Raw genomic sequence first — 12,004 nt, 5'->3', positions numbered from 1 at the left:
AGTTCCGGAGGGTCAGTGCCCATTGTTCCACAGTTGCCAGAGCTTCTCGACCTCGTTGCGCAGTTGTTGCAGGCTCAAGCCCTCGTTGACGATGACATGGTCGGCCAGGGCCAGGCGGGTCTCGCGTTGCGCTTGTTTGGCCAGCACCGCCTCGACGGCCTCTCGTGGCCAGCCCGAGCGCAGCATCACCCGTGCGATCTGGGTTTCAGGCTCGGCATCGATCACCAGGATGCGGTCGACCCGCTGGCGCCAGTGCGAGTGGGGCCCGGCTTCGGCCAGCAAGGGCACGTCGTAGACGATGTGCTGATCGGGCAGGGCCAGGCCGGCCTGGGCAGCGGCGTGCTGCTGGATCAGGGGGTGCAGGATGCCTTCCAGCCGGGCCATGGTGCCGGCATCGCTGAAGGCCAGCTCGCGCATGCGGGCGCGGTCCATGGCGCCGTCGGGCGTGATCAGGTGCTCGCCAAAGTGCTGGGCAATCAGGGGAATGGCTGCGCCTCGTGGCGCCGTGAGCGAGCGCGAGATGGCGTCCGTGTCGACCAGGTGCGCGCCCAGTTCGGTCAGCATCTGACTGACGGTGGACTTGCCGCTGCCGATGCCCCCGGTCAGTCCGATGGACAGGCGCTGCATCACACCCAACCCAGCCAGCCCAGCACGGTGGGGGCGCCTGCCAGGGCCACCACCAGCCCGGCGCCCGCCAGGAAGGGGCCGAAGGGCACGTACACGCCCTCGCGCAGTTGGCCGGACACCTTCATGCCGATGCCCACCACCGCACCAATCAGCGATGAGCCCAGCACGATGGGCAAGATCATGCTCCAGCCCAGCCAGGCGCCCAGCGCGGCCAGCAGCTTGAAGTCGCCATAGCCCATGCCCTCTTTGCCGGTGGTGAGCTTGAACAGCCAGTACACCGACCACAGCGACAGGTAACCCGCCACGGCACCCCACACCGCGTCCTTGAGTGGCAGGGCCGTCCAGCCCAGCGCGGCCACCACGAGGCCGGCCCACATCAGCGGCAGGGTGAGGTCGTCGGGCAGCAAGGTGGTGTCCCAATCGATCAGCGACGCCGCCAGCAACACCGCCACGAACCCACACCACAGCAAGGTGGTGGGCTGGGCCCCGAATTGCTGACCACAGACCACAAACAGGCCCGCCGTGACCGCCTCCACCAGGGGGTAGCGCAGGGAGATGGGTGTTTTGCAGGCCGAGCACTTGCCGCGCAACAGCAGCCAACTGATCACCGGCACGTTTTCATACCAGCGGATGGCGTGCCCGCAAGACGGGCACCGCGATGCCGGCTTGGACAGGGTGATGGGCTCGGTGGTGGCGGTGTTGGCGGCGGCCGTTTGCCCCAGCACCTCGGCGGCATCGGCCTGCCAGCGCGCTTCCAGCATCTTGGGCAAGCGATGCACCACCACGTTCAGAAAGCTGCCCACGCACAGGCCCAGGATGCCCAGGCCCCAGGGGGTGAGAAACAACCCCAGTACGTCGGCGAATGGAACGCTTGGCAAAACTTAAACCACCTGGCCCAGCTTGAAGATCGGCAGGTACATCGACACCACGATGCCGCCGATGATGGTGCCCAGCATCACGATGATGATGGGCTCGATCAGGCTGGACAGCGCGCTGACGGCGTCATCCACCTCTTCTTCGTAGAAGTCGGCGGCCTTGCCCAGCATCTGGTCGAGCGCGCCGGATTCTTCGCCAATGGCCGACATCTGCAGCACCATCACCGGGAAGATGCTGGTGGTCTGCATGGCGTTGGTCAGGCTGGTGCCGGTGGACACGTCTTTCTGGATCTGTTCGGTGGCTTCGGCAAACACGGCATTGCCCGCAGCCCCACCCACCGAATCCAGGGCCTCGACCAGGGGCACGCCTGCGGCAAACATGGTGGACAAGGTGCGCGTCCAGCGGGCGGTGGCTGCCTTGTAGATGATGTCGCCAAAGATGGGCAGCTTCAGCAGCAGACGGTCCATGCGTTTTTGCATGGCCTCAGACCGCTTCCAGCTTTGCAAAAAGAAGTAGATGCCGCCGCCGATGCTGCCAAAAATGGCCCACCAGTACTGCACAAAGATCTCGGACATGCCCATCACGAACAGGGTGGGGGCGGGCAGGTCGGCACCGAACGAGGTGAACACCTGTTTGAAGGCCGGGATCACGAAGATCATGATCACGGCCACCACCACGAAAGCCACCACCAGCACGGCGATGGGGTAGGTGAGTGCCGATTTGATCTTTTGCTTGATGGCGATGGTTTTTTCCTGGTAAGTGGCCAGCCGGTCCAGCAGGGTTTCCAGGATGCCGGCGGCTTCGCCGGCTTCCACCAGGTTGCAGTACAGCGCGTCAAAGTACAGCGGATGCTTGCGGAACGCCGACGACAGGCTGGTGCCGGTTTCCACATCGCCCCGGATGTCGTTGAGCAATTTGGTGACGCGCGGATTGGGCGCGCCACGGGCCACGATGTCGAACGACTGCAGCAAGGGCACGCCAGCCTTCATCATGGTGGCCAGCTGCCGGGTGAACATGGCGATGTCTTTGGGCTTGATCGAGGCGCCACCGCTGGTGCGGCGCTTCTTGACCTTCTGCACCATGATGCCCTGGCGCCGCAAGGAGGCGCCGACCACGGCCTCGCCGCCCGCGCGCATTTCGCCGCGCACGACCTTGCCGGTCCGGTCTTTGCCTTCCCATTCAAAGATGGATTCTTCAGGTTTCTTGGCGGCAGTGGCCATGTTCGGGAAACTCCGTCAGGATGCGGGCGCGCTCATTCGTTGGTCACGGCGATGACCTCTTCCAGGGAGGTGACACCCTGTTTCACCTTCACCAGGCCCGATTCGCGCAAGTCTCTCACGCCTTCGGCCTTGGCCTGCTTAGCAATATCCATGGCTGTGCCCTGAGTGAGAATAATCCGTTGGATTTCCTCACTGATGGGCATGACTTGGTAAATGCCCACGCGACCTTTGTAACCGTTGTTACAAGATGAGCAGCCAATCGCCTTGTAAGGCCGCCACGAGCCGTCCAGATCAGATGCTTTGAACCCGGCGTTCAGCAGGGCTTGATCGGGATAGTCGGCGGGCGCCTTGCAGTTGTCGCACAAACGGCGAGCCAGGCGCTGCGCGGTGATCAGGATCACCGACGAGGCGATGTTGAAGGGCGCCACGCCCATGTTCATCATCCGCGTCAGGGTGGTGGGCGCGTCGTTGGTGTGCAGGGTGGACATCACCATGTGGCCGGTCTGGGCGGCCTTGATGGCGATGTCGGCGGTTTCCAGGTCGCGGATTTCGCCCACCATGATGATGTCGGGATCTTGCCGCAGGAAGGCCTTGAGCGCCGCTGAAAACGTCAAGCCGGCCTTGTCGTTGACGTTGACCTGGTTGATGCCGGGCAGGTTGATTTCGGCGGGGTCTTCCACCGTGGCGATGTTCACGCCCGGCTGGTTGAGGATGTTCAGGCAGGTGTAGAGCGACACGGTTTTACCCGAGCCCGTGGGGCCCGTGACCAGCACCATGCCGTAAGGGCGCTTGATGGCATCCATCAGGCGCACCTTCTCTTCGGGCTCGTAGCCCAGGGCCTCGATGCCCAGCTTGGCGCTGGACGGGTCGAGGATCCGGATCACGATCTTTTCGCCAAACAACGTGGGCAGCGTGCTGACCCGAAAGTCGATGGCCTTGTTGCCGAACTTCAGCTTCATGCGGCCGTCTTGCGGCACCCGCTTTTCAGCGATGTCCAGCTTCGAGATCACCTTGATGCGCGAGGCCAGCTTGTCCTTGATGGCCAGTGGGGGCTGCGAGATCTCGCGCAACTCACCGTCCACCCGAAAACGCACGCGGTAGTTGTATTCGTAGGGCTCAAAGTGCAGGTCAGACGCGCGCGCATTGATGGCGTCGATCAGCATCTTCTGCAGAAAGCGCACCACCGGGGCGTCTTCCACCTCGGCCGACATGTCGGCCGCGTCGGCCGCAGGCGCGCCCATGTCTTCTGTGACATCGAACTCGAAGTCGCTGGAGGCGATGGCCGAGAGTTGCTCTTCGGCCGACGTGGTGATGCCTTCCAGCGCCTTGCTGAGCTTGTCATGCTCGACCAGCACCCATTCAGGCGCCAGCTGGGTGGCGAACTTGATGCGCTCGATGGCCTCTTGATCGGTGGGGTCTGCCCCGGCCACGAACAGCCGGTTGCCCCGCTTGGACAGCGGCAGCACCTGGTACTGGGCCGCCAGCTTGTTGTCGATGATGTTGCGCGGCACGCGCTGCAGGTCAATGGCCGACAGGTCAACCAGCGGCACCGACAGGGCCTGCGACAAGGTGTGCGCCAAATCAGACGGGTTGATGGTGCCCGACTGCATCAGCGCGCTGACAAAGTTGCGCTTTTGCTCTTTGGCCGTGCGCGTCAGGGTTTCGGCGGCCTTGGCATCCAGCTTGCCGGCATTGACCAGCACCCGGGCCACACCAGAGAGGGTGCCCGGGGTGTCTGCGAAGGTGGATTCAGCGGCCATGGGACGTCAAATGCTCAAAAGCGCATGGTAGCGCAGGGCTGGTCAGATGATGCCATCGTCTTGTCGTGGGTGAATCCAGAACAGTGGGCAAATACCGGCTAACTTTTTCGCGCCCAGCGTGTATTCGCCTCGCCCTATGGTCGGGAGTGTTCCATTGGGGTCAATAGCAACTGTTGGCCTCCGGCCGCATCCCCGGTCGGGCGCCTGGGAATGGCGGCCACGACCGCCAGGCCTTGCTTGCGCATCAGGTATCTCAGGGTGTTCAGGTCCATGGCGTCCACCACCGCCCAATTGGCAGGAAGGCTATCGCCATCACATAAAGCCAAAAGGGCGTTGTCGTTGATCACATTGCTGACCATACCCCGGGCAGACAACGGGCGGTCTGAGATGAAATGGTTCTGTATGCCATCGCACGGCACGTCAACCAGATCCCGGAAGTAGCTCCCCACTTTGTTGAGGTGAACGTAGAGAGATGCTGGATTGGCATGACTCAACAAGGCATGTCGCGAGCGTGAGCCCTGTTCGTAGGCGAGGGCTGCAGCAAGCCGATTGAGCACGGTCGCCAAGCCGTGGTTTTCAAAGTCCTGGCGCACAACCAGCCTTAAAAGGTAAGAAGGCCGCAGCGGATGTTCGTATCCGATCTGGTACACACATGCCGCCAAGCCACCCGCAACGTCTTCCACAAGGAGGACTTGGCCGAACTTGATGTAGCGGTAGCTGTCGAAAGGGCTGATTTCTCTGGCGAGCGCTTCCCCATATCTGCTGCAAACCAGTTGCTCGATGCGCGGGATGTCAATTGGCTCAGCCTTTCGCAGGGTCAGTTGCAGTTTGGCCAGGTCTTCCCTCTGGTTTGCGCTGAGCATTTGAAAAAATGCCACATCGGTCATGCCACCTTGATAAAACGCAAATACTTCGTTGGGTGCCAGACAAAGCACTTCAGGCTTGAACATCAACAAAGTCCCTATGCCGAATCTGGTTTTGGCGTTGACTGCGGCGCCTGTGCGCTCAGAAATCGCTCTGGGGTTGGCGAGATGGACAGATGGGTATGCACACCGATCCAACGGTCCTGTTGGCGCATCAGCACGATGGTTGCCCGGCCAGTGCGCAAGTACGCCTGGCCACTCCAGGCTTCAATGCCTTCACCCGACCACTGAACCGCCACGACGTGATGCTCTGCGTCGCCCCATGCTCTGGCGCTGTCCATGTGAAATCGAAAATTTCGAGTTCTTGGCCACACCACCTGCCACTGCTCGCAGATCAGGCTTTGAAGGTCTTGGCCTGCATGCATCACCGTGCCGAAGGCGCACGTTTGCGGATGAAATCGTCTGGAGGCCTCGTCAAAGCGCATGTCTTGCACTTCGGCTTCCCAATCGCTCAACCAGACCTTGATCTCTTCCGGGATGGTGGGCCAGGACGTCATGTCAACTCTCTCCAAGGTGCAGACAAAAGGGACTCGACTTCGGGTGGCCTGCGCGACATGGCATTTCCGGGCGAAAACGTCAGCTCGCACAGGTACACCCGATCGTCGCTGCCCAGAAGAAAGTCAACCCGCACGGCAGAAAATGGCTTGGCGATTTCCAGTGCGTACCTGAGCATCTCATGTTGACGCGGACCGATCTGATAGTTCGGCACTGGTGGCAGGATGGGCTGCCAAGGCAGCGGCTGAAAGTCGGGGCCCAACCATGTGGAATATTCCTGCCCCGTCGTCGCTGACTTCAGAAACAGGCCCACCATCGGCACTTCGCCATTAAGAACGTAGAAGTTCCACGAAATCGAGTCTTGGTCGCCTTGGACGCTGCGCTCCAGCATCAACTGAGGCGTGAACACGTTGTACCACCACTCACCATTGTCCTGACCGAATGGCTTTTGAAGCCAGCCGTTGGCCATGACTTCCAGGCGAGAACGTCGCTCTGAACTCAACGGGTAACTGAGTCGCTCGAACATCCCACTACCGTGGCTGGCCTTGAGGTAGTACACACCGGCGGCTAGTTCATGGTTCTGGGGCAGGCGCGCGCTGCTGCCCTGCCATGCCAGCGGCGCGCAACTCAGTTGGTCAAGCAATGAGGCCGGAATGAACGACGCAGTGGCCAGTTTGTTGCCACTTTCCGGAGTCTTTATTTCGCCAAAGAATTTGAACCACATCACCTTGTCATTGAAGGTGTGCGGTCTGACCATGTTGGGGTAATGGTTGAACTTGGCTTTGAAGCGGCTGAAGGCTGTTGCCACTACCCAGGTAAATTGTCCAGGCGGGTAGTGGTCGATGCCGCGCCGACGACCTTCGCGAGGATTTCTGCGCCACGGTGACCCTGCCGCCGCCCGAATCTCGTCAAGCTGTCTGGATGCTTCAAAATAAGCACCTGACCGCAGCAGGCGGAATTTTTCTTTGAATGTCATGGCCTCGTTGGGTGTCCACGCGCTCAGGACGAGGCGTTACGAAATTTTACGTCCCTGAGGGTGGGGTTCAACCGATGCCACCCGGATAGGGGGCGAGCGCAGAGGACTCATTGCTGACCAGAATCGATCACCGCGCTGTGGCGCTGTCGTGGCCCATTGTTGTGAGCTTGTGCGGCTTGGGGGGGCTTTGGTACTGGTGTGCCCGTGGATTCGATTTCACTGATGAGGGCTACTACCTCGTCTGGATCTCGAACCCCTGGATCTATCACACCTCGGTGTCGCAGTTCGGCTATGTCTACAACTCCTTGTATGCCTTGCTACAGGGGGATGTGGTGGCGTTGCGTCGGGCGGGCGTACTGCTGAGCTATGTGCTGGCGGGCTTTTGTACTTGGGCGGTGCTGTGGCGTGCGGGGGGGGCAGCGTTGCCCCGTTCAACCCGTGTGGCGCTTGTGTTGTGTATGCCTGCGGCTGCGTTGCTGGCCTATCACCACTGGTTACCCACGCCCAATTACAACCACTTGACCTTTCAAGGCATGTTGTTGGCAGTGACCGGATTGATGTTGCTGCGACAGTCCTCGTCCGGCGAAAGGTGGATCTCTTTCGGTGTCGTGTTACTTGGCGTGGGCGGGGCGCTGACGTTTCTTGGCAAACCAACGTCTGCCGCTGGATTGGCCTTGTTGGTCGTTGTGTACGAGTTGATCTCAGGTGCAACAGCTTGGCGTCGACTGATCACCAGTGGGGTGGTGGCGTTGGTGATGCTGGCTGTTGCAGGTTTGATGATCGATGGAAGCGTACTGACTTACATGCGCCGTTTGTCCCAGAGTGTGGAAGTGGCGTCCACCTTGGGTGGTGGGCACGGAGCAGATCAGTGGTTGCGGCTGGAGGGGCTGAAGCTTGGCCGTTCTGGCGGCGTGGTCATGGTGTTGGCCGTTGCCGGTGTTTGGTTGGTGTGCGGTTTATGGTTCCGCGCAAATGGTTGGGTGCGCGGCGGTTTTGCCACTTTGCTTGGAATGGTGTCCGTGCTGTATGGCGTTGGTTGGCTGCCCACTTCAGATGTTTTTGAAACGATGGGCGGCAAGCTGATGCTGGCTGTGCCGTTGGCTGCCGCCTTGATGCGCTTGTTCAATCGGCGTGGGGTGATCGATGGGCAGGGGCGGACGTTCTGGGCGCTCGTCATGCTGATGATGGCTTTGCCTTATGCATATGCAGTGGGCACCAATCGAAACTACTGGAGTGTCGGGGCGTACGCCGGCTACTTCTGGGCACTTGGCGGCCTGTTGTTGTGTCTGCCCCTGTGGCTGGACAAACAGCGACAGGCGCCGGTGATTCCTTATGTGCTCTGTGTTTCGCTCATCGCCTCGCTGACTTTGAACACGGCATACCAGCGTCCCTATCGGCAGGCAGTGCCTTTGTGGCAGCAGCAGCGTCATGTTGTATTGGACGACAGACGGGCGGCGTCCGTGATGGTGTCTCCAGAGTTTGCACAATACATCCAACAGGCCCGCCAACAAGCACGAGACGCTGGGTTCTCGAGTGGAGACGCCATGATCGACATGACCGGCCGTTCTCCAGGTTTGTTGTTTGCGCTGGGTGCACGCAGTGTCGGGCAGGCATGGTTCATTGGCGGCTACAGGGGAAGCACGCGCAGGGCCGCTGCACTGTTGTCCAATGTCCGCTGTGACGTCCTGGCCAGTAGCTGGCTTCTGGTGGAACTCGATGGTAGCCGCCGATTGTCCCCGACGCTCACCAGTTCGTTTGGCGCCAACTTTATCGATGCCTATGATCCTGTCGCTCAATGGCGCGCGGTGTCTGGTGAGGGTGGGCAACTGAAGTGGCGCGAGCAGACGCTGTATCGGCCCAATCGTCCAAAGGATCAGGCGTCCCGGGCTTGTGAGTTGGCCAGGGCATCGCAAGCCATTCAAGGCGTCAGCGAACCCGAGCTGGAAAGGTATATGAAATGACGGCAAGGCATTTGATCCGGCCAGAGGAGCGGCGCAGGCCCCAGCCAACTGATGCTGAACTGGGTGAGGGCAGCCTGAGTGTGGTCGTGCCAGTCTATGGTTCTGCACGCATCCTGCCTTTGCTGCATGAGCGTTTGTCCACGGTGCTCAAATCCATGAACTGTCCTTACGAGATCATCTTTGTGGATGACTGCGGGCCGGGTGAAACATGGTCTGTTTTGAAGGACTTGTCTGCCCGTGATCCTGCTGTTGTCGCGGTTCAGTTGATGAAGAATGTGGGCCAGAGCAGTGCGACGTTGTGCGGATTGGCGCATGCCAGAGGTTCCACGCTGATCACCATGGACGACGACTTGCAGCACCTTCCCGAGACTCTGCCGGGGCTTGTGCAGGCCTTGAACGACGACACGGATGTGGTCATGGGCGTGCCTGAGCGACCTCGTCACAGTTGGTTTCGCAGGCTTGGTAGTGATGCAATTCACCACCTGAATGCGCTCATGCTGGGCCGCGACTCGGACCTTCGTTTTTCAAGCCTCAGGGTGATGCGCCGCGAGGTTGCTCAGGCCCTCTTGGGCATGAGTACGCTGAATCCAGCGTTGGGTATGTTGATCGATACCGTCACCCATCGCATTGTCAATGTTCAGGTGGCACATGCAGATCGTCATGAAGGGCGCAGTGGCTATACCTTGCGCAAGTTGTTGTCGATGACCATGAGCAATCTGGTCGGGCAGTCGATGTTGCCCCTGCGTTTTTTGGCACTCATTGGTGGGCTCGGGATCGTCCTTAGCGTGGTCTTTACCATTGTCTTGCTGTTGCGTTATTTTTTGGGGGGTATCGGCGTGCCAGGTTGGACCTCCACGGTGCTGTTGATCTTGTTTTTGTCTGGCTTCAATTTTTTTGCATTTGCGGTGTTGGGCGAGTACGTGCTGCGCATCTTGCAGCAATCCAATCACACCCCGCAGTACACGGTTCGTGATCTCAGGCAAGCGCAGTGCGGACAACAATCGGAGCGATCGACATGACAACACTGCGGTTTTTGGTGTTGGGCATTGGCCATGCTCAGGTCGATCTGCTGCGCCATCTGCAGGGCCGCTGTGAACTGCACGCCGTGAGCAACAGTCGTCATGGTCGCGGATTTCCGCTGGTTGATCGTTTTGCAGAAATTGACATCACCGACCAACAGGCAGTTTTGAGCTACGCGCGAGCGAATCACATCGATCAGATATACACCGTTGGCTCGGATGTGGCCATGCCCACCGTCGCACATGTGGCGTCAGAAATGGGTCTGAGTTTCCTGGTTGCGCCCAGTGTGGCGGCGACGTGCAACCACAAAGTGGCCATGAGAACGGCCCTCAAGGAGGTCTATGGTGCTGTGCCTTTCGAACTGGTGGCTGGTCCAGGTTCCGACGTGACGCTGGGGTGGCCGGTGGTTGTCAAGCCGGTGGACAGCCAGGGGCAGAGGGGCGTGTCCATGATCGGCGACCCCCAGGTCTTTGATGCTGCAGTGGTGGCCGCGATCGCCCATTCTCGGGCTGGTCAGGCCATTGTCGAACCATTGATAGATGGACCAGAGATTTCCGTGAACGCGTATCTGCGCGATGGCGAGTTGATTTTCTTTCTGCCTTCGGCAAGAGTGTCCTGGCCTGACTTTGACGGTGGCCTCATCCATCAGCACCTGCTGCCAGCCTCATTGACGGACACGGAGGTGGCTCGTGTTCGACGCTTGGTGGTCGAAACACTGAACACGCTGGGGCTGCGGCAAGGTCCTGCTTACTTCCAGATCAAGATGTCTGGGGGGCACCCGTGGCTGATCGAGGTCACACCAAGGCTGGATGGTTGCCACATGTGGCGTTTGATCGAAGCCGCCACGGGGGTGAATCTGCTGAGCATGGCCGTTTCGCACCTGCTGGGTCATGCCCCGGATGAGGTGCAGGCTTTCACGACTCGGTCGGCTCGGCTGGAGTTCTTCTGTCAGCCACCTGATACGTTGGTGCACCATGTTGAGCCGCATCCGTCCGCTGTTCACGTCGAGTGGTACTACGAGCCTGGGGAACGGGTGCGGCGCATGAACGGCAAGATGGAGAAGTGTGGGTATCAGATCATTCTCGAGGGCACGCCATGAAGATTGCGATCACGGGTGCCAACGGATTCCTGGGGCGGCACCTGCTTCGGTGCTGGGTTGACCGATTTGAGTTGGTTGCGATCAGTCGCCATGCAGCGTCACTGAGGGTGCCGTGCCGCATCTCTGACTACACATCTGACAGCCTTACACCGCTGATGGAAGGCTGTCAGGCGGTTGTGCACCTGGCCGCCCGCCGCCCCCTCGGCCTCAATGGTGCAGAGGTGATGCCCAACGTCTTGCTGGATCAGTGTGTATTTGAGGCGGCTGAGCGCGCCGGGGTGCGCCATGTGGTCTTGGCGTCGACCCGAGGCGTGTACGGAGGTATGCCTGCGCCGTGGTGTGAGTCCATGCAGCCTGAGCCGCTCACCTTGTATGCCTTGGCCAAGCTCCAGTCTGAGCAATTGGCGGCCTTCTATCGCCGGAGGGGCATCACTGCGACGGTGTTGAGGCTGTCGCAGTTGTTTGGTGAAGGCGAATATGAGGGCGGTGCGGTGAATACGTTCATCACCCATGCGCAACACAAGCGCACGGTTCGCATCAGCGTGACCGGACTGAGGCGAGAGTACACCTACGTGGACGATGTCGCGCAAGCCATCGGTCGTGTGCTGGACAGTCCTGCTGACGGTGTATTCAACCTGGGCAGTGGCGAGGTGGTGAGCATGCTGGACATGGCCACCCAGGTGTTTGAGGCATTTGGGCGACCTTCGGCCGATGTGGTGGTGGCCGACGATGCCAGTGTATCGACCGAGTTCTCTTTGATGGACAGCAGCCGCTTCAGGCGGGCGTTCGACTGGCGGCCTCAATTCACTTTGCGCCAAGGAGCTCTGGCCGTGGCGGCGCGGATGGGGCATGCAACGTCGGGGGTGTCATGAGCTATCAGCAGATCGACAGTGAAGTACCTGATACGGTTTCTGTGTACCCCGGCGCTCGCGTGCTCCGGTCTAGGCTGGGTGCCCATTGCGTTGTGGGTAACCACAGCCGTGTGGACGATTCTGTGCTGGGTGCCCACGCTCGCATTGATCGCAACAATCACTTGACGCACGCCGC

The 12,004-nt window shown here is 60.3% G+C and carries 11 protein-coding genes; 4 read left to right on the top strand and 7 right to left on the bottom strand.

The window, feature by feature from the left end:
• Positions 1-12 precede the first annotated feature (12 nt).
• The 7 genes from coaE to WNB94_RS04780 form a co-directional block, all read right to left on the bottom strand.
• Positions 13-627: a dephospho-CoA kinase gene (gene coaE / locus WNB94_RS04810; protein ID WP_341388750.1), complete on the bottom strand. Its 615-nt coding sequence runs from the start codon at positions 625-627 to the stop codon at positions 13-15.
• Complete coding sequence (locus WNB94_RS04805; protein ID WP_445819041.1) at positions 627-1,478, bottom strand: prepilin peptidase; 852 nt, start codon at positions 1,476-1,478, stop codon at positions 627-629. Before WNB94_RS04805 ends, coaE begins: the two co-directional genes overlap by 1 nt.
• Positions 1,479-1,508: 30 nt before the next feature.
• The gene (locus WNB94_RS04800; protein ID WP_341388747.1) at positions 1,509-2,723 is read right to left on the bottom strand and encodes a type II secretion system F family protein; all 1,215 of its coding nucleotides are present in this window, start codon (positions 2,721-2,723) and stop codon (positions 1,509-1,511) included.
• Between the two features lie 32 nt (positions 2,724-2,755).
• Complete coding sequence (pilB, locus tag WNB94_RS04795; RefSeq protein WP_341388745.1) at positions 2,756-4,483, bottom strand: type IV-A pilus assembly ATPase PilB; 1,728 nt, start codon at positions 4,481-4,483, stop codon at positions 2,756-2,758.
• 134 nt (positions 4,484-4,617) lie between these two features.
• Positions 4,618-5,433 (bottom strand): GNAT family N-acetyltransferase, encoded by an 816-nt coding sequence (locus WNB94_RS04790; RefSeq protein ID WP_341388744.1) that lies wholly within the window; start codon positions 5,431-5,433, stop codon positions 4,618-4,620.
• An 11-nt stretch (positions 5,434-5,444) separates the two neighbouring features.
• Positions 5,445-5,903, bottom strand: a complete 459-nt coding sequence (locus WNB94_RS04785) for a Cif family virulence factor (RefSeq protein WP_341388743.1) — start codon at positions 5,901-5,903, stop codon at positions 5,445-5,447.
• The gene (locus tag WNB94_RS04780) at positions 5,900-6,877 is read right to left on the bottom strand and encodes an ATP-grasp fold amidoligase family protein (protein WP_341388742.1); all 978 of its coding nucleotides are present in this window, start codon (positions 6,875-6,877) and stop codon (positions 5,900-5,902) included. Before WNB94_RS04780 ends, WNB94_RS04785 begins: the two co-directional genes overlap by 4 nt.
• 110 nt (positions 6,878-6,987) lie before the next feature.
• Here WNB94_RS04780 and WNB94_RS04775 point away from each other — a divergent pair, with 110 nt between their 5' ends.
• From WNB94_RS04775 to WNB94_RS04760, 4 genes are read left to right on the top strand one after another with little or no spacing between them, the layout of a single operon-like run.
• On the top strand, positions 6,988-8,838 hold the full coding sequence (locus WNB94_RS04775; RefSeq protein WP_341388741.1) for a hypothetical protein: 1,851 nt from the start codon (positions 6,988-6,990) through the stop codon (positions 8,836-8,838).
• Positions 8,835-9,857, top strand: coding sequence for a glycosyltransferase family 2 protein (locus tag WNB94_RS04770; protein WP_341388740.1), 1,023 nt, complete (start codon positions 8,835-8,837; stop codon positions 9,855-9,857). The genes WNB94_RS04775 and WNB94_RS04770 overlap by 4 nt, the downstream gene beginning before the upstream one ends.
• Positions 9,827-10,957, top strand: a complete 1,131-nt coding sequence (locus WNB94_RS04765) for an ATP-grasp domain-containing protein (protein WP_341388738.1) — start codon at positions 9,827-9,829, stop codon at positions 10,955-10,957. Before WNB94_RS04770 ends, WNB94_RS04765 begins: the two co-directional genes overlap by 31 nt.
• A complete protein-coding gene (locus WNB94_RS04760) occupies positions 10,954-11,829 on the top strand; it encodes an NAD-dependent epimerase/dehydratase family protein (RefSeq protein ID WP_341388737.1) in 876 nt (291 codons plus the stop codon). Before WNB94_RS04765 ends, WNB94_RS04760 begins: the two co-directional genes overlap by 4 nt.
• Positions 11,830-12,004: the final 175 nt, after the last annotated feature.

Source organism: Aquabacterium sp. A3, assembly GCF_038069945.1.
Classification (GTDB): domain Bacteria; phylum Pseudomonadota; class Gammaproteobacteria; order Burkholderiales; family Burkholderiaceae_C; genus Aquabacterium.
Note: the sequence above shows the minus strand (reverse complement) of the source record. Positions and strands in the feature narration are given on the sequence as shown.

Bases quoted from the DNA above. Each gene is read 5' to 3' on its own strand.
- WNB94_RS04770 (WP_341388740.1), top strand. From the start codon at position 8,835: ATGACGGCAAGGCATTTGATCCGGCCAGAGGAGCGGCGCAGGCCCCAG.
- coaE (WP_341388750.1), bottom strand. From the start codon at position 627: ATGCAGCGCCTGTCCATCGGACTGACCGGGGGCATCGGCAGCGGCAAG.
- WNB94_RS04785 (WP_341388743.1), bottom strand. From the start codon at position 5,903: ATGACGTCCTGGCCCACCATCCCGGAAGAGATCAAGGTCTGGTTGAGC.
- WNB94_RS04790 (WP_341388744.1), bottom strand. From the start codon at position 5,433: ATGTTCAAGCCTGAAGTGCTTTGTCTGGCACCCAACGAAGTATTTGCG.
- WNB94_RS04760 (WP_341388737.1), top strand. From the start codon at position 10,954: ATGAAGATTGCGATCACGGGTGCCAACGGATTCCTGGGGCGGCACCTG.
- WNB94_RS04780 (WP_341388742.1), bottom strand. From the start codon at position 6,877: ATGACATTCAAAGAAAAATTCCGCCTGCTGCGGTCAGGTGCTTATTTT.
- WNB94_RS04800 (WP_341388747.1), bottom strand. From the start codon at position 2,723: ATGGCCACTGCCGCCAAGAAACCTGAAGAATCCATCTTTGAATGGGAA.
- pilB (WP_341388745.1), bottom strand. From the start codon at position 4,483: ATGGCCGCTGAATCCACCTTCGCAGACACCCCGGGCACCCTCTCTGGT.